We start from the raw sequence: 23,851 nt of genomic DNA on the forward strand, positions 1-23,851 counted from the left end.
GGTCCTCGTTTACGTTTGGGAAAGTATTGCGGCAATGCGAACGGCCGCTTATGCGGCCGTGAGCCGATTGCACGAATATGCAGGAATTACGGGGGGCCGGCCGAGAGCCTGCATTTGAAGGCCTTGGTGGAGAGCTTCCTCGACCGCGTGTACGCGGCGCAATTCAGCCCGGTCATTCCGGGGCGGTCCGTAGGACCGAACCCGGAATCTCGAGATCCCCCGGTGCGCGATTGCGCACCTGAGGTCTGGTCCTTCGGACCATCCCGGGATGACTTTGGCGGCCGTTATACGCGACCGCCAAAAGTCACTTCGGCTGCGGCACGATGCGAATGTAGGGCTTCGGCTCCTTCCAGCCCTGCGGGTAGATCGTCTTGGCCTCGTCATTGGAGACCGAGCCCGCAATGATGACGTCTTCGCCCTGGGTCCAGTCGGCCGGCGTCGCGACGCGATGCTTGGCGGTGAGCTGCAGCGAGTCGATGGCGCGCAGGATCTCCTGGAAGTTCCGCCCGGTGGTCATCGGGTAGACCAGCACCAGCTTGATCTTCTTGTCCGGCCCGATGACGAAGACGTTGCGGACGGTCTGGTTGTCGGCCGGCGTGCGGGTGAGGGGATCGCCCGAGGTCGAGGCGGGCAGCATGCCGTAGAGCTTGGAGACGTTGAAATCGGTGTCGCCGATCATCGGATAGTTCGGCGCTGCGCCTTGGGTCTCCTTGATGTCCTCCGACCATTTGGAATGACGGTCGACCGGATCGACCGAGAGGCCCATCAGCTTGACGCCGCGCTTGTCGAACTCCGGCTTCAATTTGGCGAGAGCGCCAAGCTCAGTCGTACAAACCGGCGTGAAGTCCTTCGGGTGCGAGAACAAGAGTGCCCAGCTGTTGCCGATCCAGTCATGGAACTTGATCTTCCCTTCGGTAGTCTCGGCTTCGAAGTCGGGGGCGGTGGCGCCGATCGGAAGTGTCATGGTTCTACCTCATCATATTGAATTTGCTTGTGAATTAATGTCTGGCCGTCGTACCCAGTATAATGGCTTGGCGAGGCCAAGTGAACGCCAAGTGAACCGGCTCAAGTAAAATGTGAATTCCATCTTTGAACAGCCGATTTCCTAGCACCTTTCTGTTACAGCGGCGCCTGCGACGAAACATCTCCACGGGAGCCGCACGGGACTCGATTGCCCCGATAATGCCTTTTATCACTTCCATCACGCCCGCCCGGCGCGTCCTAGAACCAAATTGGTCCTGACCGCGACCAATTGGCAACCATCTAGAGAAGTCGCGATCCCCATATCGAATCGTTAACCACCCCTTTACGCCGGTATGAAAATGCTGGCCGATCAGAAGAAGTCTGGAAGTGCATTATGTCTGCCGCTGCGCCTAAGCCTACCGAGTCGTCGTCTCTAGAACCGTCCTGCCGCGACACCGCGGCCCATGCGCTGAGCATTGTGCGCGACGGCGTGATCACGGGCGAAGGCCCAACGACCAAGGGAAGGGTACATTTCTCCCGTTCGCTCGATGCCGACGACGCCGCCTGGTGCATGCGTATCCTGACCGCGACCGCCGTCAACGACCAGCCCGTCAGCCGCGCCGAGGCCGAAGTTCTGTTCGAGATCAACGAGGCCGCGACCGAACGGACTGACGGTGGCCGGTTCGACGACCTGCTCGCCAAGGCCGTTGCCCATTATGCCGCCAGCGCCTCGGGCCTGAAGGTGCCGCCGCGCAGCGTCGCGCTGTCCGCCGACACCGAGATCGAGAGCTGGGCGCCGTCCTATGCCTCCAAGGTCAACAGCGAGATGCTGGAGTGGATTGCCCGCCAGATGCGCGGCAAGCGCCAGAGCAACCGGCGCCTCATGGCGATGGTGGCGACCTTCCTGGGCGCCACCGCGCTGCCTCTGGCGGGCCAATTGCCGAACGTGTTCGACATCGGGATGTAAGAGACTGGGCATGTAAGATCTTGTGCGTCACTCGATGACGCGCGGGAACGGCGGGGTCATTTCCCCGCCGTTTTTTGTTTGACGGCGTCAGGCTCGAGTCCCAGCGTGCGCCCGGGAAAACCGGCGGCATCGAAATAGCGCTGGCTGCCGACGCGCTGGAAGTTCAGCACGGTCATCAGGCCGCCCTCGGCGGGCTTGGACTTCAGCGTGCCAACATAGGCCTTCGGTACGATGCCGTTGGGCATGGCCTCCGACATCACGCGGCCGATCAGGCCACCATTATGCGAGCCGCGCAGGCCCATGAGCTGGGCGGCCGTCATGCCGACGTCGGCATTGCTGACCGGAATCTCGTCGACATAGCCAGCTTTGAAGTCCGGCCCGATCGCGGCCATGAAGTTCATGGTGTCGCCCCGGCTGAAGCTGCCATGCATGCCCTGGCCCTGGCGCAGCACGGTGTCGGCCACCTGGACCGAGCAGTTGGTCGGCGCCTCGCCGCAATCGCTGGCATAGGAGCGGAAGTTGACGACGATCGACGGCGTCGGCGTCGCCGCCTTGCCACGCAGATTGATGCTCGACAGCGGCAGCGTCCCGGGGAAGCGGCCGAGCGAGTCCTCGACGAACAGGCCGGAGACGTAGTCCTGCTCGAGCAGCGCCTTGATGGTCTTCGCGGCGAGCTTCTTGTCCATGTTGGGGAGGTAGATCAGGTCGGAGCCGCCATTGGTGGCGACGACGAGATCGGGCTTCTCCGGATCCTTGCCGAGCACGCCGTTGCCGGCCTTGGGATGCTTGTTGCCCTCGATCTTCGCGTTCTTGTCGTTGGGATCGAACAGGGGCAGGTCGAGCGCCTTGGCGAGGTCGAGCGCCAAAAAGCCCATCGGCAGAAAGTCCTTCGGCGTGTCGTCATAGCTGATCTTGGCCGAGGGGCTGGTCTTGCTTTCCTTGGATATGGTCGAGAAGCCGTGGTCGGCCTGGATCATGATGTTGGTGCTGGCGGCGAGCCCGAGCTCGTCCAGCGCCTTGCGGATCGTGGCGAGGTTGTTGTCGGCGTTCTTGATACTCGCCATCGAGCTCGGGCCGTTGATGCCGGGCATGATCTGGTTGAGGCTGTCGCCCTGGTTGTGCTGGGTGCCGTCCGGGTCGCGCGACCAGAACACCAGCACGAACGGCTTGTTGCGCGCCTTGAACATCGGCAGCACCACCTTGGTGGCGACGTCGGCGAAATAAGCCTGCTGCGCGACGTTGGCGACCGTGGTGCCCGGCGTCTTGGCATCTCCCGCCTTGGAATTGTCGCCGCGCGGCGGCGTGGCGAGCGGCAGGCCGGCCTTGGTCAGCGCGTCCTTCACCTCATCCGACAGCGCCACACCATTCTTGCCGCCGGTGGAATCGTCGAACACGACCGAATGCAGGCCCGCCTTCTCGGGCTTGTCGGTGTGGTCGAACTGGTAGGTCGGGCCGACCTTGCCGATCGCGGCGGTGCTGAAGCCCTTGTCGCGGGCCATCTTCAGGATGGTCTCTTCGTTGAGGTAGTCGCCCCTAAAATGCTCGTCGATGTCACCGAGCACGGCATCGTTCTCGATGAACGGGACCACGGTGTCGCCGGCCGGCGCCGAGGTGTAGCCGGTCCAGATCGTGTTGGAGAACACGCCGGTGTCGCCGAGATAGTGGCCGGTCGACATTGCCGAGCCGTTGGCCATGGTGAAGGTCGGGAAGAGGGAGTGCGGGTTCTTGAAGTTGACGCCCTTGTCGCGGACCTCGGCCATTGCAGGGGCCGTCTCCGGCGTCACCTTCAGCGCGCGCAGGCCGTCCGGAATGAACAGGATCAAATTGCGGGGCGTGTTGTTCTGGGCCGAGGCAAGTCCGGTGGACAGGACCGTCAGCCCGGCGGACAGCAACACCAGTGAACGGCGCATCAAATCTCTCCCTGCGATGAGGCGGCTCGGCCGCGATCGCGGCTCCCAGCTTCGTTTAGTTTCGCTGCATGACGGTTTTGTTACAAGCCCTGTTGGGGATGCAATAGGGCTGGGAGGGGATGACGTTGATCTGGTGTCCCAGACGCGCTGCAGCGCGCAAGCGTCGCGGCGCAGAGCCGGGACCCAGCAGGCCGCGGCATTTGCTGCAGCATGGGCTCCGGCTCTGCAGTGCAGCGCTAGAGGGGCGCTGCGCTGCGTCCGGGGCACGAGGCCTGAATCTTCGCGAACGGCTGCCTCAACATCGTCATTGCGAGCGGAGCAATCCAGAAATGCATCCGCGAAAAGACTCTGCATTGCTTCGCTCCGCGCAATGACGGAGCAAGTGGCGCCGGCGTCGCTCTGCGGCCGGCATCTGAATTGTAGACACGCCTTCGCATCCTCGCGGCTCATCTCGCCCGAGCTTTGCTTCGTCGCCTCACCCTCAATTGAAAGAGCAACTGTGGCGAAGTAGCCCGGCGATCGGCCGGCCTCAAGGCTGGCGCTGGCGCGCCCCCGCCTGCGGCGGCTGACGGCCTTGACCCCGTCCGCTCACCGGTCTGTTGGCTTTGCATGCGCTCGGCCGAGGTCCGAGCGCGAGATAGGCGCGCTCGTCAGGCCACCCTGTATTTCTTCGGATCCCACGTCTCGCCGCGCGCGATCATGGTGTTGAGGATGATGATCAGCTTGCGCATGCAGGCGACGATCGCGACCTTTGGCGGCTTGCCCTTGGCAATCAGCCGTTCGTAGAAGGCCTTGAACACCGGATTGTTCAGCGTTGCGGCACCGACACAGGGCATGTAGAGGGCATTTCGCACCCAGCGGCGGCCACCCTTGATGCAGCGTTCACCTCGACGTTTGCCGCTATCATCGTCATAAGGAGCAACGCCCATCAACGCGGCGGCAACTTCGTCGCTCACCTGCCCCAGCTCCGGTAGTCCTCCAAGCAGCGCCATTGCGGTCCCCTCAGCAAAGCCTGGTACGCTCTGGATGATCTCGGCGCGTTTGGCAAAGTCCGGCGTTGTCTTGATCGTCGCCGCGATCGCGGTCTCGAGCGCGGCGATTTCGTCAGCCAGCTTCTTAAGAAGACGCGCGCGAGCCTTCTGAACAAGGGCCGGCGCCTCATGCTCCTTCTGCATTTCCAGGCGAGCCCTGACGTCAAGCAGGCCTTGGCGTCCCTTCACCAGTGCCTTCATCTCCTCGTGAGCGGGATTGTCGACTTGGCTGGGAGCCTCGCCGAATGTCTCGGCGAACCAGGAGATCATCTCCGCGTCGATCTTGTCATTTTTCGCAAGGCGTCCCGCCGATTCCGCAAAGTGGCGAACCCGTTTGGGATCGACGATCCGTACTTCCAGCCCTGCTTGGCGCAACGCCTTGGCCCATACCCGCTCGTAGCCGCCGCTTGCCTCCATCACTGCCTTGCCGACCTGATGCTTGCGAAACCATGCAATCAAGCTCCGTCGCCCCGCCGCGGTTGTTGGGCAAGTCTTCCGTTCCGTTACGGTCCGAATGCACGCATCAATCTTGTCTTTAGCGACATCGATGCCGACGACAACCAGATCGTCTTGTGTCATCATCCACTCCCTTCCTTGCCTGGTACGGGCTCGCAGCCCTTGCAACTGTTCGGGTTCAGGAAGACACCGGAGCTGTCCCTTGCTCTTTAGCAGGCTCTGTCGCCTTTGGGCGCAACGGGCTCAGTTCCGGCAACGGGCGGTTCTGATCCAACCGCCCGTTGCCACATTCTGGCAGATTTCGGGGACACAAGGGCGCAGGGAAGACCGGGAGCCGGTTGGCTCCCATCGACCGCCATGCCAAGAGCAGATTGCGTATGCTTCATGCACGGCGGAGAAACAGGGCAACCGGAGACATCCCGGCCTTCCCTGCGCAGTGGTTTGACGGCTTATGTCGTGCTCTTGTGTCCAGAAAATCTGCCAGAATGTGCGAACGGGCGGTTCTCGCAAAACCGCCCGTCGCTGGATCTGAGCCCGTTCGTGCTCAAAGGCCTTGAGCCTGTCGGGGAGCGAGGGACAGATCCGGTGGTCTTCCTCAACCCGAACAGTTGCATGGGCTTCGAGCCCGAACCGAGCAAGGAAGAGAGTAGATGATGGCACAAAACGACGTCCTTGTCGCTGGCATCGACGTGGCCAAGGACAAGGTGGATGTGTGCATTCGCTCATTGTCGCAACGGCAGACGTTCGCGAGCAGCCCAGAAGGTCGGCGAGCGCTGATCCGCTGGCTTCGCAAGCACAAGGTCGGCAAAGCCGCCATGGAGGCTTCCGGTGGTTATGAGCGGGAGTGGGCCAAGGTGCTACGCCAGGATGGTATCGAAGGCTTGGTGGTGGATCCAAAGCGGGTGCGCAACTTCGCCAAATCGGCTGGACAGCTCGCCAAGAACGATCCGATCGATGCGGAGATGATTGCCTGGTTCGCCGAGACCTTCATTGAGGCAAGGGGGCAAGCCTACGATGCGGCACGCGAGAAGCTGGCGCAGATCGTGAGTGCGCGCCAGGCTCTGATTGACGTGCAGACGAGCTTGCGAAACAGGACGGAGCATTCCACTCCTGACGTCGTGCAGAAGATGCAAAATCGCCTGCTGAAGCGGCTCGCCGCCGAAATTGCCAAGCTGGAAGCAGCGATCGCAGCCCTGATCAAGACCACACCGCGTTTTGCCGAACTCGCCGAGATCATCGAGAGCGTACCAGGTCTTGCCGGGGGCACATCCGCCGGACTGATCGGGGCGATGCCGGAACTCGGCCAGATAGGCAACAAAGTGGCCGCGGCCCTGCTGGGTGCTGCGCCTTATGACGACGACAGCGGCAAACGTCGGGGCGTCCGTCATATCCAGGGCGGACGCCGCAAGGTCCGCAACGTCTTCTACATGGCGTCCATGGGAGCCGCGACCCGGCATAACCCCGTGCTCAAGGCCTTTTACGATCGCCTGATCGCCAAAGGCAAGGAGCCGAAGGTTGCGCTCACCGCCTGCATGCGCAAGCTGATCGTGATCCTGAACGTCATGATCGCACGCGGCGAGAAATGGGACGCCGGCCGGTACGAAGTGAGCAACTCCGCTCGGCTTCCGCCGAGCGCTTGCACGCCCTGAAGACCGGCGAGCGGACGGGGTCAAGGCCGGAAGCCGCCGGAGGCGGTGGCGCGCCAGCGCCAGCCTTGAGGCCGGCCGATCGCCGGGCTACTTCAACACAGTTGCTCCTCGGGGAGCGATGCACTATTGCCCCCGTCGCCTTGCGGATGGCTGATGCACGTGCCCGGTCGGGCCGCCACATCACCGCAACACTTGGCGCACAGACCCCGGGCGCCAGGACCACACGATTTTGCCGTACGCGAACCGCACCCGTCGTTGGCGCGAGGTCTTCGCTCACGGTTGCCCGCCCTGCAAAACCCTTCGCGCCGGTGCAACCCACGTCCACCGCCGTCCGGCCCGCGTTCGTGACGATCGCGATACGCCCCTCTTCCTTGGGCCGGATTGCGGCGAGACATACGTCGTTTCCGAATTTCGGTAAAGCGGAATATTTTTGGCCGGGTGCGTTGACCCATGGCTCGCGTGTTTTGCCCGACGGTCAACGCAAGGGATTGTGGCCGGGCTGTTCGATAAGGTGCGGCCGGCTGCGCAAGCAGCAGGACCGCTGACGCACGAAAGCCCACCATCCATTGCGGGCGGTGGGCCTTCGAGGCAGACGATCTTACCAGCGATAGCTGCCGGTCAGCGTGCCGTTGTTGTTGCCGTCAGGGCCGACATCGCCCTGCGTCGAGCTCGGGGTTGAATGGTTGGTGCCATTGAACGCACCGTAGGGCCTCGCGACGTCAGGATAGTACGCGCGCGGTTGAACCGGTTCGTAAGGGGCCGTGCGGTCCCAGCCCGCGCGCGGTCCATACCAGTCGTAGCCCTGCGCCGAGGCGGCCGCGGTGCCCGCGATGAGCGATGCCGCGATCAGGCAGAGGAGTTTTGACTTGTTCTGCATTGGAGATGCTCCTTGCTTGTGTTGAGGCCAACGGTTGCACTGCGGGAGCGTTCCGGCAGTATGGGCCGGTGAGCGATCAACTCCGATCAACTGGATATGAAGCGCCTGCCGCGGAACGAAGTGGCTGAAATGAGACGCGAATTCCGGGCATTCTGCTGCACGTTGCTTCCAGTTAACCGCGTGCCTTAACCAATAATTAATTATACGTTTGCGGGTGGGCGACAGCCCGGCCTAGCCTCTCGCGGGGAGCCGCTATCGCAAAGCCGAACGAGTGTGGTGCGTATCATGATTGTCAGATCACATGGGGCGTTGTTCGCCTCGCTCAGCGCAGCCGCGCTGCTCCTTAGCTCCAGCGACAGTTTTGCCAGACCGGCTGGCGCCGCGGCGCCCGGCGTCGTGACCGCCGCGCCGCCGGCTGCAACACGTCCGCCGATCGGGTCGGGCGCCCGGTTCCACCGCCGCAGCGCGCCCTGGGTCTATTGGCCGGGCGGCGGCGGATTCTTCTACGACGGCGCTGCTTCTTACAGCCAGCCCTTCGTCGATGCCGGCCAGCCGCTCTCCACCGACGTGCGTTACACCTACACCTACGATGTTCCCTGGGACTGGACGCACCGCTATCCGCCGAACGTCGTGCCGTCCGACCGGCCCTATGTACCGAGCTGCCCGACGGAGCAGGTGACGGTGCCCGGCCGCGGCGGCAGCGAGCACACCGTCAACATCATGCGCTGCTACTGAGCGGCGGGTTCCGCTCAGCTAAAGCGCGATGAGATTTGGATGAATCGTCATCGCGCTTTAGCTTGTTGTTTACGCATGATCTTTCCGGAAAACCGCTTCGCACTTTTCCGGATCATGCCTTAGCCCAGCTCGAAGCTGGTCACGCCGAAGATGCGGTCGATGCGCAGCGGCGGGATCGGCCCCGTGTACATCCGTGCCGTCTCGAATACCGGCTTGAGGCCGAGCTGCTCGGCGAGCGCGACGGCGCCAGGATTGACGGCGGGGACATCGAGGAAGACCTCGCCGCCGCCTGCGCTTCCCAGCAGAGCCTGCACGACCGCCTCCGCGGCCGCGCGATCGTCGGCGACGAGCGGGCCGATCTTGCAGCCCGTCCGGCACGGACGAATGAGGCCCCACGCGGCGAGCCTGCCATCGCGCAGCAACGCGCGGCCGACGTGACCGGGTGTGTTGATCCAGGCGCGCAGGAAGGCGCTGCGCCTGGCCGGGAAGACGGTGGCGTCATCGGCTTCAACAATGGCAAACGGGATCTCGTCGAGGCCGACGACCTCGGCAGACGATCTCGGTGGCGCGGTCACGACGCCGCCATAGCGGATATTGGCGTAAGCCAGCTGGAAGCCGGACTTTCTGTAATTCTCCTGCTGCGCGACGACACCATCGAGCCCGATGACGCGCGTGCCCGCATGCGCGATCGCCGCGTTCCAGATGCGCAGGCCATGGCCCGCACCGCGAAAGGGCTCGCGCACGATGTAGAAGCCGAGGAAGGCGAAGCGGTCGCCGTAATTGACACAGGAGACGGTCGCGACCGGCTCGCCGTCGATCTCGCCGACGAAGAAGCCTTGCGCATCGGGTATCGCGAAGCAGGCGGCGTCGGCAAGGCCTGGATTCCAGCCCTCTGCCGCGGCCCAGTCGATGGCGATTGTGATCTTCTCGGGGCGCAAATTGCGGATCTGCAAATCGCTCATGACGAACGCTCTCGGCGATGGACCTGACGGCAAGTCCGGCGGTAGAAGGCCTCATGATAGGCGGGGCCTGCGGCTCGCCTCAACACGGGGATGATTGATCATGGCAGCAGAGAAGGTTGCGCTCGTTACCGCCGGCGGCAGCGGCATGGGGGCGGGGGCTGCGCGACGGCTGGCAGCGGACGGGTTTCGCGTCGCGATTCTGTCGTCCTCGGGCAAGGGCGAGGCATTGGCTGCCGAGCTCGGCGGCATCGGCGTCACCGGCTCGAACCAGTCGAACGACGATCTGAAGCGCCTCGTCGACGCTGCGATGGCGAAGTGGGGACGGATCGACGTGCTCGTCAACAGCGCCGGGCACGGGCCGCGTGCGCCCATCACCGAGATCACCGACGAGCAGTGGCACACCGGACTCGACACGTATCTGCTGAACGTGATCCGTCCGACCCGGCTGGTGACGCCACTGATGCAGGCGCAGAAGGGCGGCGCCATCATCAACATCTCGACGGCCTGGGCGTTCGAGCCGAGCGCGATGTTCCCGACCTCAGCGGTGTTCCGCGCCGGTCTTGCCGCTTTCACCAAGATATTCACCGACACCTACGCCGCGGACAATATTCGCATGAACAATGTCCTGCCGGGCTGGATCGACAGCCTGCCGCAGCAGGACGCGCGGCGCGACAGCGTGCCGATGAAGCGCTACGGCAAGGTCGAGGAGATCGCGGCGACGATCTCGTTCCTGGCGTCCGACGGCGCAGCCTACATCACTGGCCAGAACATCCGCGTTGACGGCGGACTGACACGCTCGGTCTGACATACGCAACTTCGAATCGCATTGGCGCGGCCGCCGAGGTGAAGGGCAATTTCAACCTCACCGACACCTTCGCGGCCAGCGACGGAATCTAGGGCGATCCGCGATACACGCGTCGGCTGGACCGCGGGCGTCGGCACCGAATATGCCTTCGGCGGCGGCTGGTCGCTCAAGGCCGAATATCTCTATGTCGATCTCGGCCGCAGTACCCTGAACAGCACCAATCTGGTCGCGGGTGTGACATCATACCCCGGGAACGTCTACACCCACTCGGTCGACATCAAGTCGAACATCGTGCGCGTCGGCGTGAATCACAAGTTCGGTGGACCCGTCGTCGCCAGGTACTGAGCTTCATCCCGTTCCGGACCTGGCGTGGCAAGCCCCGGCTCGGCCGGGCTTTCCGTTTTGACGCTCAGCCGCCGTGCGGCGCGATCAGCTGCGCCAGCGCGGGCAGGATCTTGTAGCGCGCGATCTCGTGCGGGTACTCGCCGCGATTGGCGAGCAGGACGATGCCGATCCGCCGCGCCGGCACGAGACCGATATAGCCGGAGGCATTGTTGAGGCCGCCAGGCTTGTCGACGACGGTGACACCGGGCAGGCGCACCGTCTCCCAGGCCATCGCTTGCCCGAACCTGTCGTCGACGCGAAAAGCCTCACGCTGCGCCAGCCGCAGTGCTTCGCGCAGATGCGGATCGATCGCTCGGCCATCGACGCAGGCCGCTACGAATGTCGCGAGGTCGCGCGCCGAGGAGAACATCTGGCCGGTGCCGGGGAAGTCGAAATAGCTCTGCTGGTCGCCGATCGGACCGATCGCCATGCCTTGATCCGAATAGCCCTGGACCGCACGCTGCATCCAGTCCGCGTCCATGATGGCGCGATTGTCCTCGCCGCGTTCGGGGACGCAGGTTGCGGTCATGCCGAGCGGTCCGAGGATACGCTGTTGGAACAGGGGCGCGATCGGCATGCCATAGCGGCGCTCGAGCACGAGTTGAAGCAGAACGTAGCCGGCATGGGTGTAGACGCGCTGTCGGCCGGGGGCGACGCCGGGGGCCGGTGCGAACGCGTTCAGCATCCCGATGAACTGCGCGCGATCGTACTGCTCGTTCGGCCATGGCGGATGGTCGGTCGGCAGCAGCAGCCCCGAGGTGTGTGCGACGAGCTCGCCGACAGTGACGCGGCGGATGTACTCGCCGGTCAGCTCGGGAAGGTATTTCGGCAGGCGATCGTCAAGGCGCAGTTCGCCGCGCAGCGTGCCGAGCGCCACGAGTGTCGCCTCGAACGGCTTTCGCAATGAGGCGAGATTGAACAGCGTATCCGGCGTCACCGGTCGTTTGGCGGCATCATCGGCAAAGCCATAGGTGAAGAACTCGAAATGGCGGCCGGCATAAAGAGCGGCGGCGAGCCCGCCTGCATGGTCCGGCGTTGCGGTCGGCGCCAACTCGTTCGCGACGATGTCGCGCATCTGCGCGATCATGTCGGAATCCGCGAAGGCGCGGTGCGACCCGCCCAACGCGATCGCCAATGGAACGAGCGCAGCCCGGGCGAGAGCCCGGCGAGTGAGATGATACGGTTGAGTGACAATAGGCGGCACGTGTCTCGACGAACGATCATACGCCCCGAGCCTGTCTTTAACGGGAAATGCCCCGCGTCCCAATTCACGATTGCGCGTTGTGGGTTCCGCAGCGTGGGCTGAAATTACTTAGCTCACGAGCTAACAATTGTTTGACACGGCGCGAACCCGCTCTATAGTTAGCTCCATGGCTAACCAATCCTCCCGCCTCGACCGGATTTTCGCAGCGCTCGCCGACCCCACGCGGCGGGCGATCGTGATGCGGCTGTGTGCGGGCGAGGCGTCGGTCGGCGAACTCGCTGATCCCTTCGACATGGCGCTGCCGAGCTTCATGAAGCACATCCACGCGCTGGAGACGAGCGGGCTCGTTTTGTCGGAGAAATCCGGCCGCGTGCGCACCTGTCGCCTCAGCCCGGATGCGCTTGTCGGCGCGGAGGATTGGTTCCAGCAGCAGCGCGCGGTCTGGGAGGCGCGGCTCGACCGGTTCGAGGACTACGTGATGAAGCTCAAGAAGGAGAGGGCGGGCGCCAAGCGGCCGTCCCGAACAACCAAACGGAAAGGTTCCTGATAATGACGAGTTCTGCCAATCCCGCTCTGTCGCAATGGTCGCTCGACCGCGAGATCGTGATGTCGCGCGTGATCGACGCGCCGCGCGATCTGGTGTTCGAGGCGTGGTCCGACCCGAAGCATCTGCCGCAATGGTTCGGTCCGAAGGGATTCAAGGTCGAGACCTTCGAGATCGACGTGCGCGTCGGCGGCGTCTGGCGCTTCAACATGATCGGTCCCGATGGCACGGTCTATCCGAACCGCATGCGCTTCCGCCGCATCGAGCGGCCGTCGCTGATGGAGATGGATCATGGCCTCGACCAGGATGACGATCCCGGCATGTTCCGCTTCACCGTCACCTTTGCCGAGCAGAGCAACGGCAAGACCGTGCTGATGATGCGCCAGCTGGCCTCGAGCAACGAGCAGCGCGACGGCATGATCGGCTTCGGTGCCGTCGAATACGGCTACCAGACGCTGGATAAGCTGGCGGCGTATGTGGCGGGGATGAAGGGATGAGACGAGCTGATCGTTCGGGGGATCGCCGCTTCGCATCATCCCCGAACGACGGATGACCACCCTGAACGCGCTCAAGATTCATCCTTCAGCAGCTCGAAAAATGGATGCGGCTCCGGCGGAGAGGATTCGCCGGGGCCGCATTCGCGCGCGGCCTTCGGTCGTGATCGACGTTCGATGCAGCCTGTCGATGGTGCGGCTAGCGCCGAGGGACGTTGCCGCTAGACGGCGGAGTCATCTCGTTGCGCATGCCCCTAGGGCTGGAAGCGCCTTGTCCGCCGCGCTCAACATGGCTGATGTCGCCACCGCCGCCAGTTCCTGAAGTTCCGGCGCCACCATCACCCGAGGATGCGCCGGTTCCGGCTCCTGCGGCGCCGGCGCTACCTGCACCTGCACCTGCGCCTCCAGCCGCACCTGCGCCCGCACCGGCGCCGCCACCGGCTCCGCCGCCGGCGCCGCCCGCACCTTGCGCGAATGCTCCGCCCGAAGCCGCGGCTAGTATCGCAGCTGTGATGATTGTCAGAATCGTCTTGCGCATGTCGTTTCTCCGTGAGGTTCAAGACGGACCAATCACGCGCGTCGCCAACCGTTCCTGCGCTTGCCGATGTGAAGGCGCGGCAATGTCGTCAGATCGCCCGGTCCGAAAATCGGAACACTGGCGCCGGAGTCCGTCCCGCGCCGCCGGTAGGAACGATCGTGGCCCTCCGGCTTTGCCGATGATGACGCACATCATGTTCAGCGACTACCGCAATCCCGCCGCGGAGCAGGCTTACGAGATCGCCTGGGACTTTCTCGTGCGTACGGGCGCCATCTGCGACGAATTCGAGGCCTGCGTGTTCCTGGCGCAGCGTATCACGAGGATGGTCGAGGAGGGGCAGACGAACCGGATCCGCATGGCCAACCGCGCGATCTCCGAATATCAGCGCCATGTCGGCGAACGCGACGACTTCATCCGCAGCGGCGGCCGCCGTGCCGGAAGACAATGAACCCCAAGGTTCATGTCCTCTTGCTTTGCTTGCGTGTCTCAACCGCCGGTCCCTCCTGCCCGACGATGGTGCGGATACCGTCAGCGAGCGCCGCGATGCGCGGACCGATCTCGCCCTCGAGTTGTCCTGGCTGCAGCCGGAACGCGGGGATGCCGCAATTGATCGAGAACGACTGCTTCGATTCGCGCACATGAAACAGCGGCGCAGCGACCGCATGGATCGAAGCCATGTACTCGCCCAAGCAGGAGCAGAAGCCGCGGCTTTTGCATTGTGCAATCCCGGCGCGGTATTTGTCGCGAAAGGCCGACCATAGCCCGGCGTCTTCGGCGGCGATGTTCCGTTCCAGCCGGTCTGCATCGGCCGGCGGCAAGGTCGCCGCCGCTGCGCGACCCATGGCGGTCATCACGATCGGAATGGGCATGCCGATGTCGGGCACGTGCGGGCCGACATCGCCGGAGCGCGCGGTCTCGACATAGATCATCGAGGTGGCGTCGAGCAGGCCGATCGAGACCGTGCCGCGAACGCTGTGCGCCAGCTCCTGCATCATGGGCCGCGCCACTTGGCGGAATTGCATTCCGGCAAGCAGAGGGTACGCCATCCGCAGCGCCCGCGCACCGACGCGGTACTTCGCCCGCTCGGCGTCGTAGCGGAGGTAGCCAAGCTCGGCCAGCGTGTGGGTCAGCCGCGCCACCGTCGGCCGCGGGATGCCCGTCAGCGTCGAGAGCTCCATGTTGCCGAGCAGCGTGCTCCCCGCCTCGAAGGCCTCGAGCACGACGAGCCCTTTTGCCAGCGTGGTGGCGAAAGCGGCGTCATCGGTGCTCTCCGCCAGCACTGCGGCGGCGGAGGAGAGCGGACGTCGCGGCTTGGATGAGTCAGTCGGGACCATTCCTAATTATCGGACTGGCAGGTCATTCTTGTCCAATAAATTCGCAGAAGACGCAAAGATTGTCCGAAAAGTGGACAGAGGCTTGCATTTCACCATTCCGCTGGAGGACGCGCTTGACCGACCGACCACACAAATTGTTGTCGTGATTGCATGTCGTCTTGTGACAGGATTATTACGACGGCATGTCAGGTCGATGATTTTGCGGAGCGGTTCATGTTGCAGTGGCAGGCGCGGTCAAATCCCCTCGCGTGGTGGTGGGGATCCCTCACGCTTGTGAGCAGCGCCAATATTCTCGTCTGGTTCATGCTCTATCGCGAGTTCTACCCGACACCTTCGGCCAGCCTCAGTGGCGGCTCGGATATCGGGCTGATGTTCCTGCTGTGCGCCGGCTATGTGTTCGGCTGCGCCTTCCGTTCGGTGCTGCCGCGCGCCGACGTGCAGCGCATCTGCCTGTTCGACACCTGGCTCTCCAGCGTCTTCGTCGGACGCTCGGTTGCGACCGTGGCCGAGGTGTGCTTCGCCGCGCAATGGGCGATCATCCTGCATCAGCTCGGCACCATGACCGGCGCGGAGACGGCGGTGAACATCGCGCTCGTGATCGTGCCCATCATCATCATCGCCGAGTGCTTCTCCTGGTACGCTGTGGTCACCACCAATTATCTCTACAACGCGATCGAGAATTCGCTGTGGGCGGTGACCTTCTTCCTCGCCGGCATCGCTCTGTGCCGCCTGATGCCGGAATTCCAGGGCGTGGTGCGCTGGGCGCTGATCGCTGGCATCGTCGGGATTGCCTGCTTTCTCGCCTTCCTCGTCACCGTCGACGTGCCGATGTATCTCAGCCGCTGGCGGGCAGGGCATCAAGAGGGCAACAAATTCCTCGGGCTCGTCGAAGGCCTGCACGACGTCGCGACACGTTGGGTGGTGACCCACGACATCGCGCATTGGAAGGGCGAGCTGACCTGGATGTTCCTCTATTTCAGCGCCGCCGTCTGGTCGAGCCTCGCGCTCTGCGCACTCTATGCCATGGAAGGCTATCTGGCGCGTTATCTCGCCTGACGGTCAGATTCGTGTTTGACGCGTTTTCTTGACGCGAACCGGCATCCACTGCGCTTGAAAACGCTTTACTTGCCGACCAGGCTGCATTTGCTACGATCGAGCGGACGAAAGGCTTGGTCCGGCGGGATCGTCGCGACCAGCTTGACGAAGTCCCACGGGCCCCTGGATTCCTCCGGAGTCTTGACCTGCACCAGATAGAGATCGTGCACCATGCGTTGGTCCTCGCGAATGCGGCCGTTAGTGGTGTAGGCGTCAGATACCGGCATCGCCCTCATTTTGGCCATCACGACAGGGCCCTCGTCGGAATCGATGTCCTTCACGGCTTGCAGATAGTGGCGCACGGCGGAATAGACGCCGGCCTGGATCTGCGACGGCATCGCCTTGCGGCGAGCATAGAACGCATCGGAGAATTTCCGGGCTGCCGGCGAGACATCCTCGAAGAACGAGGTGACGATGAGATCACCGCGCGTGGCCTTCAGGCCCACGGCCTCGATGTCAACGTTCTGGAACGACATCGGCACAATCTTCATGCCTTGATCGGCGAGCCCGAACTCCTCGGCCTGCTTGATCGCGGTTGCGTTATCGCCGGCAACGTTGATGGCCAGGATCTTGGCGCCCGACGACTGTGCCTGGAGCAGGAATGAGCTGTAATCGGGCGTGCCGAGCTGCGCTTTGACGCTGCCGGCGACCTTGCCGCCGAGCGCGGCGATGCGGTCGCGCGCGGTCGCCTCGATCGAATGGCCGAAGGCGTAGTCGCCGGTGATGAAGAACCAGGGCTCCTTGCTGGTCTGCATGATGCCGGAGACCACGGCGGTCGCCGTGGAATAGGCGTCCTGGGTCCATTGCACGCTGGTTGGGGCGCACGCTTCGTCAGTCAGCTGGTTCGCGCCGGCGCCGGAGACGAGGAATATCTTGCCGTTGCCGCGCACCAGCTCTTGCACCGCAAGTGCCGCGCCGGAGCTGCCGCCATCGGCGATTGCCTGAACCCCGTCGCTGAACCACTTGCGCGCGAGGGATGCGGCGAGATCCGGCTTGTTCTGGTGATCGGCCTGCAAAATCTCGATTGGCTTGCCCTTGATCTTGCCGCCGAACTCCTCCGCGGCCATCCGCGCCGCTTCGACCGAGCCCGGGCCCATGGCGGTCGCGAACACGCCGTTCATGTCGGTGAGGACGCCGATGCGGATGGCGTCGCCCTTGATCTCGGCCCGCGCAGCGGAGCCCGCGAGAGCGAGTGTAATCAGCAGGATTGCGGGGGAGGTGGTGCGGGTCGTGCCCATGGCGTTTCCTTAAGTCTATCGTTGATTGATCGGTGTTGACGGTCGAGCTGGTTCGGCGATCACCGTGTTGCGCAAGGTGCCGATGCCGGAAATCTCGACTTCGACCGTGTCGCCGGGGCGCATCCACAGCGGCGGTGTGCGCTTGGCGCCGACACCGCCCGGCGTGCCCGTAACAATGACGTCGCCGGGCAAGAGTGGGCAGATGGTGGAGATGTAGGCGATCAGCTCGGGGATGGCGGTGATCAGGAGATCCGTCGTGGTGTCCTGCACGACGTTGCCGTTCAGCCGGGTCTGCAGGGTGAGCTTTGAAGGATCGGGAATCTCGTCCGTCGTCACCAGCCACGGACCGAAACTGCCGCTGTCGGCAAAGGTCTTGCCGGCGAGGAATTGACTGGTGTGGCGCTGCCAGTCGCGGATGCTGCCTTCGTTGTAGCAGGAATAGCCGGCGACGTAGTCGAACGCGCGGTCGGCCGGAATGTGACGGCCCGCCTTGCCGATCACGAGCGCGAGTTCGCCTTCATAGTCGAAGTCGTCGCTCACTTTCGGCTTCACAATGGGCTGGAAATGGCCGACCTGGCTACAGGCGAAGCGGGCAAACAGGGCCGGCTTTTCGGTGATGGTACGGCCGGTCTCGGCCACGTGATCGCGATAGTTGAGGCCAACGCAGATGATCTTGCCGGGATCGGGGATCACCGGCGCGAAGCTGATCTTGTCGAGCGAATGATCGGGCGCCACGGAGACGGCCAGCCTTGCCGCCTCGGCGAGGCGTCCGGCTTCGAGCAGCTGCCGCAGCGTGCTGCAGGCCGGCATGCGGGCGCCGAGATCGACGACGCCATTGTCCTTGAGGGCTCCGAAGGAGGCGCGTCCGTCGGCGATGAATGAGAGCAGCTTCATGAGATGTCCTTGTGGGTTCGATCAGGCCGCGGACGGCGTCTGGGCTGAAGGAATTTGGGTTTCAGGAATGACCGCGGCGGCGAGCCGCTCGAGCTCGGTCTCGTTGCGGGCGGTGCCGCGGATGTAGCGGTCGGGACGAACCAGTGCGGCGATGATGCCGCGTTCGCGCAGCCAGGGTCCGATGCCTTCGGCATCGTCACTGGTGAGGATCTCGATCCCGGCCTGCGACAGCGCCAGGTGCGACGGCAGTGCGGCCGCGGTCTCGACAAGCAACACATGATGGTAGCCGGTCCGGTCGTCGCTGCGGCGCTCGTCGCCGAGCATGAATTGCGGTGCGAGATGTCCGGCGAGCGGCAGGTCGCCGAAAGCGAGTCCGGGGCCGAGCAGCGGCTTCTTCACTTCCAGCCTGACCGGCGCGTTCTCGCGCGCTTGTCCGGCTGCAAGGCCGGCCTCGATCGCCTTGGTGTTGATGACACCGCCGAGGCGAATGGCGAGCTCGATGAACTCGCGCACGTGCGGCAGCCGTTCGCTCTGATAGGTGTCGAGGAGATCGGAGCTCGCTTCGCCGCGGATGACGCCGGCGAGCTTCCAGGCGAGGTTGGCGGCATCGCGGATGCCGGCGCACATGCCCTGGCCGAGGAAGGGCGGGGTCTGGTGCGCGGAATCGCCGGCAAGCAGCAGCCGGTCGTTGCGCCATTGCTGAGCGATGACGGAATGAAACGTGTAGACCGCGGCGCGCTCGAGTTCGGCATCGTCGGGGGTGACCCAGCGCGACAGCAGCTCCCAGACCTTTGCCGGCTGCGCCACCTCCTGGGAATCCTCATGCGGGAGCACGGTGATCTCCCAGCGCCGTCGCGTGCCGGTGCCGCGCACGTAGGTTGCCGGCCGCCGGGGATCGCAATGCTGGAGGCTGTAGTCGCCGAGGTCATCGCGCGTCCGCTTGAGCAGGACGTCGATCACGAGCCAGCGCTCGTGGAAGCCGAGATCGTCCATCCCCGAGCCGATGAAGCGGCGAACGAGAGAACGGGCGCCGTCGCAGCCGATCACGTAACCGGCGCGGATATCGCTGAGCCTCCCGTTGGAGAGGTCCTCGTAGCGAACGCGCACGCCGGCCGCGTCCTGGTCCAGCGCGAACACGTCGCAGCGGCTGCGCAAGGTGACGTGCGGCCAGCGGGCGAGGCCGGCGATCAGCACGTCCTCCAGATCGGGCTGGTGGAAGCGGTAGCTGAGATGCCAGCCCATCGGCGTCAGCGTCTGCGGACGGGACCAATCCAGCAGCATGCGGCCGGCTGCATCGAGAAAGAGCATGCCGGGACTGAGAATGACATGCGGCAGGATCGCATCGGCAAGCCCGATGGTCTGGAACACGCGCATGCATTCATCATCGAAATGCACCGCGCGCGGCAAATGATAGGTGCGCGCCTCGCGCTCCAGCACCAGCGTCCGCACGCCGCACAGGCCGAGCAGGTTGGCGAGCGTGGCGCCCACCGGGCCGCGGCCGACGATGACGACGTCAAACTCTTCAGGGGCGGATTTATCTTGCATGGGGTATCTCTTCCCCAAGCAGGGCCGGACCTTCAACGCCGGCGCGCCAACTGTCCGCCCAGCGGACGGCCTCTATCCCGCGACAGGGATGGCGGACGCCGTTTCCAGCAGCTGGCTCGCGAACTGCGCGACCGCTTCCTCGATCCCCAGCGCCGAGCGGATCCAGATGATTGAGATGCAGCCGAATACGCTGCCGTCCCGCACGATGGCAACGGCAATCGAAGCCGTCTTGGGATTGTATTCGCCCTCGCTGCGGATTGCGTAACCTCGCGCGGCAGTCTCGGCGATCATGCGGTCGAGCCGGCCCTGGTCGAGGAAGGGGCGGTCGTCGGCCTCATCGATGCGGCGGAGGTGATTGATGATGAGATCGCGTTCGCGCGCAGGGCACGCGGCGAGATAGGCGCGGCCCGCAGACGTGCGCAGCATCGGCAGGCGCTTGCCGATCATGCCGCGATCGATCGAGAGCGGGCTGCGCGAATGCGTGGTCTCCTGCACGACCATCGCCGCGTTCTCATAGGTGGAGAGATCGACCGGCCAGACCAGTTTCTTGCTAAGATCGGCGAGATAAGGTGCCGCCGCCTGGCAGATCACCACTCCGGGATCATAGCCGTCGCCGAGGCTCAGCGCGCGCCGGGTGACTCGAAATCGGTCATCGCTGGCGCTGCGGGCGATATACCCGAGTTCCTCCAGGGTTTCGAGCAGGCGGTAGACGGTGGGTCGGGGCAGGTCGAGCGCGCGGGCAACGTCGCCGGCGCGGATGCCGCCGGAGCGGTTGACCTCGTGCAGCACGTCGAGCCCGCGCTTGAAGGCGCGGACGCCCTCGGATTGCCGCGGCTGGCCGTTCCGCGTCCGCACCTTGGACACCTTGTATTTCCTCCCTTGTGGCGCACGGCTGCGCGATTATCGTCTTCGAGCGCGAAGCGATTGCGGGGACGTTACCGTAGGATCGTGCGCGGCCGGTATCAAGCTCGCCGCAGTGCAGCGGGTGCGATGCCCTTGGGAGAACGTCGATGGAAATCACCGCGCTCGGCTATATCGGGATCAACTCGTCGCAGCTCGACCAATGGAGCCGGATGGCGACCGGGCTGCTCGGCATGCAGCAGGTCGATCGCGGCGGCAGGATGCGCGCCTTCCGCATGGACGACCGCAAGCAGCGGCTGATCGTCGACGGCAGCAGCGATGCGGGGCTGGCCGTGATGGGCTGGGAGGTGCCGTCGACCGCTGAACTGGATCGGTTGGCGGGCCGGCTGGAAAGCCACGGCGTCAAGGTCGCGCGCGGCTCGCGCGCGCTCGCCGACGAGCGGCATGTCGCCGAGCTGATCGCGTTTGCCGATCCCGCCGACAACCGGCTGGAAGCCTTTTGCCGGCCGGAGCTTGCGAGCGAGCCGTTTAGGCCGGGCCGGCCGATCTCGGGTTTCCGCACCGGAGCGCTTGGCATGGGGCATGTCGTGCTCAACGTCGAGGACGTCGAGCCGCTGTTGCCGTTCTATCGCGACGTGCTCGGCTTTCACGTGTCCGATTTTGGGCTGAAGCCTTACGGGCTTTATTTCTTCCACGTTAATGGCCGCCACCACTCCTTTGCGATGGTCGGCTCGGGACGGAAGGCGATGCATCACTTCATGGTCGAGCTCGGCAGCCTCGATGATGTCGGGCAGGGCTACGACCTCGCGCAAATGGACGAGGGGCGCATCGCCTACACGCTGGGTCGGCACACCAATGACCACATGACCTCGTTCTACGTAAATACGCCGTCCGGCTTCTTCATCGAATACGGCTGGGGCGGACGCGTCATCAATCCCGAGACCTGGCAGCCGCACGAGACCTTTGATGGGCCCTCCCTGTGGGGCCACGAGCGGCTCCATATGCCCGAAGAGCAGCGCAAGCGATTGCGCGACATGCGACTCGATGCGGCCGCGCGCGGCGTGCGCGTCGCCGACCCGCGCGTGCCACCTCTGAATTGCGCATGGCTGGATTCGGTGATCGCACGCGAATGATCTGCGGCAGCACGGCTCAGGCCTCGCCGAGATCGACCTGCGTCAGCAATCCCTGGCGCAGCGCGAGCCGGACCAGCTCGATGTCGGAGCCGACGCCGAGCTTGTCCTTGATCAGGGAATGCAGGTTCGCCACCGTCTTCGGGCTGACATGCAGCGTCTCGGCGATCTCCTCCGTCGTGTTCTCGGCGAGCAGCAGCCGCAGCACTTCGAATTCGCGCGGCGTCAGCACGTCGGCGGCCGAGCTCTCGCCGCTGATGCGGCTGAGCGCGAGCTCGTGGTCGATGTCGGGACTGATGGCGATCTTGCCGGCGAGCACGTCCTTCACCGCGCGCACGAGCGTCTCGGGCGGACTGGTCTTGGTGACGTAGCCCCTTGCACCGGCGCGGATCGCCTGCACGGCAAAGCCGGCATTCTCATGCATGGTGAAGATGAGGATGCGCGCCGCCTTGTCCCACTGCCTGATCCGCCTGACGGCCTCGATGCCGCCGATGCCGGGCATGCTGAGGTCCATGATGACGAGGTCGGGCGCCTCGGATTTGTACAGACGATAGGCCTCCGCACCGTCGGCCGCCTCGGCGACGACGCGCAATCCCGGCTGCTTCTGCAGCACGGAGCGATAGCCCTCGCGGACGACGGAATGGTCGTCGACCAGCAGGATGGTCGCTTCAGTCGCGCTCATGCCGCGTGCTCCAGCGCCTGCCGATCGGCGGCCGCGAGCGGAATGAACACGCGCAGCGCCGAGCCGTCAGGGCCGGTCTCGAAGCTCAGCCGGCCGCAAAGCGCGGCGACGCGCTCGCGCATGCCGAGCAGGCCCATGCCGGATTTGACGGCAGCCTCGTTCGGCCGGCCGTCGTCCTCGACCGCGAGCGCGATCTGGCTTTCGGACATCGTCAGATGCAGACTGACCTTCGTGGCACCGGCGTGCTTGGCCGCATTGGTGAGCGCCTCCTGCACGATGCGATAGAGATTGGCGCTGACGGAGGCGGGCACGCTCTCGAAGGCGCCGTCGAACCGGATATCGAAGCGGGTCTGGCCGCGGCTGCGGCCGTTCCACCCCGACACAAGGCCTTCGAGGCTGGCAACGAGCCCGAGCTCGTCGACATCGGGGGGCCTCAATCGGAATAGTGCGCCGCGCAGCGTCTCCATCATGCCGGTCGCGGTGCGGGCAATGCTGTCGCATTCGCCCAGCAGGCCGGGACAGTCCTGTGCCGCAGTCTGGCGGGCGGACGCGGCCAGCGCCCGGATCGCAGCGAGCGATTGCCCGAACTCGTCGTGCAGCTCACGCGCGAGATGGCGGCGCTCCTCGTCCTGGAGCGCGATCAATTTACGCGTCAACTCGTTGCGTTCTGCAAGCGCGGTGTCGAGGCTTTCTGCGAGGTGGTTGAAGACGTCGCGGATGGCGGAGAGCTCGGCGAGATCGAAGGGCGGCAGCCGCGTCGTGAGGTCACCGGCGGCGATCCGCTCGAGGCCGTTGCCGATCATGCGGGTGGGGCGGAGGGCGCGGGCCAGTGCGGCATAGATCAGCCCGCAGAGCAGCGGCAGTGCGATCGCAAGCGCGATCATCAGACGGCCGGCCTCGTGCCAGGCCTCGGCCGTCTGCACGGCCGGATCGACCGAGACCACGGTCTCGCCGAGCTTGGTGCCGCGCACGATCACCGGCCGCGCCGCCTCGCGGCCGGGGTCGAACAGGCTGCGATAGAAGGCGGCGAAGGCGTGCGGCGGCGGGCTCGCCGGGGCAGGCGCGCCACTGCAGAAGCGCTGCAGCATGTCGCCGCTCGGGCTACGGAAGCCAAGACACAGGCCCGGCGTCATCACATGGGCCGAAACCGGGTCGAGGTTCGGAAAGTCCGAGCGGGGGCTCGCCACCCACTGGATCTTGCCCTGTTGCAGCTCGAGTGTCTTCGCCACGATGGCGGCGATCCCGTCGATGCGCGCATGCGCAGCGCTATCGGCTGAAACAAGGAAATAGGCGGAGATCGCGGCGAAGCAGGCGGCCGATATCGCGGCCACGCGCAGCGTCAGACGGACCTTGAGATCGAACCTCGGGCGATTCCACATCGGCTTGCACCTTGGTGCGAACGGGTTTGTCGCGCCCTCATTAAACGGCAGAACGCCAGCGGCGGGAAGCGTTCCAGCCTTACCGCGGTGCAATGTCGTGAAATTTTCCCGGCCTTCGTCGGGACGGTCACGGCTGCACGGTGTCGGGCGACCCGTCCAGATTTGCGGGGTGCT

At 64.6% G+C, this 23,851-nt stretch carries 22 protein-coding genes and 1 pseudogene; 10 read left to right on the plus strand and 13 right to left on the minus strand.

The annotated features are described in order from the left end of the window. Window positions 1–304 precede the first annotated feature (304 nt). A complete protein-coding gene (locus tag BRAD3257_RS16960; protein WP_122402757.1) occupies window positions 305–964 on the minus strand; it encodes a peroxiredoxin in 660 nt (219 codons plus the stop codon). A gap of 393 nt (window positions 965–1,357) precedes the next feature. On the opposite strand from BRAD3257_RS16960, the gene BRAD3257_RS16965 reads away from it, so the two are divergent. Then, window positions 1,358–1,930, plus strand: a complete 573-nt coding sequence (locus BRAD3257_RS16965; protein WP_122402758.1) for a hypothetical protein — start codon at window positions 1,358–1,360, stop codon at window positions 1,928–1,930. Between the two features lie 56 nt (window positions 1,931–1,986). Here the strand turns inward: BRAD3257_RS16965 and BRAD3257_RS16970 are convergent, their stop codons facing one another. Then, window positions 1,987–3,840: an alkaline phosphatase family protein gene (locus BRAD3257_RS16970; RefSeq protein ID WP_122402759.1), complete on the minus strand. Its 1,854-nt coding sequence runs from the start codon at window positions 3,838–3,840 to the stop codon at window positions 1,987–1,989. A 650-nt stretch (window positions 3,841–4,490) separates the two neighbouring features. Continuing rightward, a complete protein-coding gene (locus BRAD3257_RS16975) occupies window positions 4,491–5,453 on the minus strand; it encodes an IS110 family RNA-guided transposase (protein WP_244607972.1) in 963 nt (320 codons plus the stop codon). A 524-nt stretch (window positions 5,454–5,977) separates the two neighbouring features. On the opposite strand from BRAD3257_RS16975, the gene BRAD3257_RS16980 reads away from it, so the two are divergent. Next, the gene (locus BRAD3257_RS16980; RefSeq protein WP_122402735.1) at window positions 5,978–6,976 is read left to right on the plus strand and encodes an IS110 family RNA-guided transposase; all 999 of its coding nucleotides are present in this window, start codon (window positions 5,978–5,980) and stop codon (window positions 6,974–6,976) included. A 598-nt stretch (window positions 6,977–7,574) separates the two neighbouring features. On the opposite strand, the gene BRAD3257_RS16990 is transcribed toward BRAD3257_RS16980, so the two are convergent. Beyond that, window positions 7,575–7,853 (minus strand): hypothetical protein, encoded by a 279-nt coding sequence (locus tag BRAD3257_RS16990; RefSeq protein WP_122402761.1) that lies wholly within the window; start codon window positions 7,851–7,853, stop codon window positions 7,575–7,577. Between the two features lie 285 nt (window positions 7,854–8,138). Here BRAD3257_RS16990 and BRAD3257_RS16995 point away from each other — a divergent pair, with 285 nt between their 5' ends. Beyond that, window positions 8,139–8,588, plus strand: a complete 450-nt coding sequence (locus BRAD3257_RS16995) for a hypothetical protein (protein ID WP_162500235.1) — start codon at window positions 8,139–8,141, stop codon at window positions 8,586–8,588. A gap of 119 nt (window positions 8,589–8,707) precedes the next feature. Here BRAD3257_RS16995 and BRAD3257_RS17000 read toward each other — a convergent pair whose 3' ends face one another. Then, window positions 8,708–9,550, minus strand: coding sequence for a GNAT family N-acetyltransferase (locus BRAD3257_RS17000; RefSeq protein ID WP_122402762.1), 843 nt, complete (start codon window positions 9,548–9,550; stop codon window positions 8,708–8,710). A gap of 100 nt (window positions 9,551–9,650) precedes the next feature. On the opposite strand from BRAD3257_RS17000, the gene BRAD3257_RS17005 reads away from it, so the two are divergent. Beyond that, the gene (locus BRAD3257_RS17005; protein WP_122402763.1) at window positions 9,651–10,355 is read left to right on the plus strand and encodes an SDR family oxidoreductase; all 705 of its coding nucleotides are present in this window, start codon (window positions 9,651–9,653) and stop codon (window positions 10,353–10,355) included. Further along, window positions 10,352–10,700 (plus strand): annotated as a pseudogene (locus BRAD3257_RS17010) (outer membrane protein); the annotation flags it as partial. The gene BRAD3257_RS17005 and the pseudogene BRAD3257_RS17010, both read left to right, overlap by 4 nt. A gap of 64 nt (window positions 10,701–10,764) precedes the next feature. On the opposite strand, the gene BRAD3257_RS17015 reads toward BRAD3257_RS17010, so the two are convergent. Continuing rightward, window positions 10,765–11,826, minus strand: a complete 1,062-nt coding sequence (locus tag BRAD3257_RS17015; RefSeq protein ID WP_162500236.1) for a serine hydrolase — start codon at window positions 11,824–11,826, stop codon at window positions 10,765–10,767. A gap of 283 nt (window positions 11,827–12,109) precedes the next feature. Here BRAD3257_RS17015 and BRAD3257_RS17020 point away from each other — a divergent pair, with 283 nt between their 5' ends. The 3 genes from BRAD3257_RS17020 to BRAD3257_RS17030 all read left to right on the plus strand — a co-directional run bounded on the left by BRAD3257_RS17020 (window position 12,110) and on the right by BRAD3257_RS17030 (window position 13,967). Beyond that, window positions 12,110–12,490, plus strand: a complete 381-nt coding sequence (locus tag BRAD3257_RS17020; protein ID WP_122406609.1) for an ArsR/SmtB family transcription factor — start codon at window positions 12,110–12,112, stop codon at window positions 12,488–12,490. 2 nt (window positions 12,491–12,492) lie between these two features. Further along, window positions 12,493–12,984 carry an SRPBCC family protein gene (locus BRAD3257_RS17025; protein ID WP_162500237.1) on the plus strand — a complete coding sequence of 164 codons (492 nt, stop codon included), beginning with the start codon at window positions 12,493–12,495 and terminating at the stop codon, window positions 12,982–12,984. A gap of 716 nt (window positions 12,985–13,700) precedes the next feature. Continuing rightward, on the plus strand, window positions 13,701–13,967 hold the full coding sequence (locus BRAD3257_RS17030) for a hypothetical protein (RefSeq protein WP_122406611.1): 267 nt from the start codon (window positions 13,701–13,703) through the stop codon (window positions 13,965–13,967). Window positions 13,968–13,977: 10 nt separating this feature from the next. On the opposite strand, the gene BRAD3257_RS17035 is transcribed toward BRAD3257_RS17030, so the two are convergent. Next, window positions 13,978–14,853, minus strand: coding sequence for an IclR family transcriptional regulator (locus tag BRAD3257_RS17035; RefSeq protein WP_122402765.1), 876 nt, complete (start codon window positions 14,851–14,853; stop codon window positions 13,978–13,980). A gap of 213 nt (window positions 14,854–15,066) precedes the next feature. Between BRAD3257_RS17035 and BRAD3257_RS17040 the strand changes: the two genes are divergently transcribed. Then, a complete protein-coding gene (locus BRAD3257_RS17040; RefSeq protein ID WP_122402766.1) occupies window positions 15,067–15,909 on the plus strand; it encodes a hypothetical protein in 843 nt (280 codons plus the stop codon). Window positions 15,910–15,974: 65 nt separating this feature from the next. Here BRAD3257_RS17040 and BRAD3257_RS17045 read toward each other — a convergent pair whose 3' ends face one another. The 4 genes from BRAD3257_RS17045 to BRAD3257_RS17060 all read right to left on the minus strand — a co-directional run bounded on the left by BRAD3257_RS17045 (window position 15,975) and on the right by BRAD3257_RS17060 (window position 20,489). Further along, the gene (locus BRAD3257_RS17045) at window positions 15,975–17,186 is read right to left on the minus strand and encodes an ABC transporter substrate-binding protein (RefSeq protein ID WP_122402767.1); all 1,212 of its coding nucleotides are present in this window, start codon (window positions 17,184–17,186) and stop codon (window positions 15,975–15,977) included. Window positions 17,187–17,201: 15 nt separating this feature from the next. Then, window positions 17,202–18,080: a fumarylacetoacetate hydrolase family protein gene (locus BRAD3257_RS17050; RefSeq protein WP_122402768.1), complete on the minus strand. Its 879-nt coding sequence runs from the start codon at window positions 18,078–18,080 to the stop codon at window positions 17,202–17,204. Between the two features lie 21 nt (window positions 18,081–18,101). Next, window positions 18,102–19,625: a bifunctional 3-(3-hydroxy-phenyl)propionate/3-hydroxycinnamic acid hydroxylase MhpA gene (mhpA, locus tag BRAD3257_RS17055; RefSeq protein WP_122402769.1), complete on the minus strand. Its 1,524-nt coding sequence runs from the start codon at window positions 19,623–19,625 to the stop codon at window positions 18,102–18,104. A 72-nt stretch (window positions 19,626–19,697) separates the two neighbouring features. After that, on the minus strand, window positions 19,698–20,489 hold the full coding sequence (locus BRAD3257_RS17060) for a DNA-binding transcriptional regulator (protein ID WP_122402770.1): 792 nt from the start codon (window positions 20,487–20,489) through the stop codon (window positions 19,698–19,700). A gap of 146 nt (window positions 20,490–20,635) precedes the next feature. Between BRAD3257_RS17060 and BRAD3257_RS17065 the strand changes: the two genes are divergently transcribed. Then, complete coding sequence (locus BRAD3257_RS17065; RefSeq protein WP_162500238.1) at window positions 20,636–21,619, plus strand: VOC family protein; 984 nt, start codon at window positions 20,636–20,638, stop codon at window positions 21,617–21,619. A 16-nt stretch (window positions 21,620–21,635) separates the two neighbouring features. On the opposite strand, the gene BRAD3257_RS17070 is transcribed toward BRAD3257_RS17065, so the two are convergent. Both BRAD3257_RS17070 and BRAD3257_RS17075 read right to left on the minus strand, forming a co-directional pair. Continuing rightward, window positions 21,636–22,298: a response regulator gene (locus BRAD3257_RS17070; RefSeq protein ID WP_122402771.1), complete on the minus strand. Its 663-nt coding sequence runs from the start codon at window positions 22,296–22,298 to the stop codon at window positions 21,636–21,638. After that, complete coding sequence (locus tag BRAD3257_RS17075) at window positions 22,295–23,677, minus strand: sensor histidine kinase (RefSeq protein ID WP_122402772.1); 1,383 nt, start codon at window positions 23,675–23,677, stop codon at window positions 22,295–22,297. The genes BRAD3257_RS17070 and BRAD3257_RS17075 overlap by 4 nt, the downstream gene beginning before the upstream one ends. Window positions 23,678–23,851 lie beyond the last annotated feature (174 nt).

Source organism: Bradyrhizobium vignae, from assembly GCF_900324035.1.
GTDB classification, from domain to species: Bacteria; Pseudomonadota; Alphaproteobacteria; order Rhizobiales; family Xanthobacteraceae; genus Bradyrhizobium; species Bradyrhizobium vignae.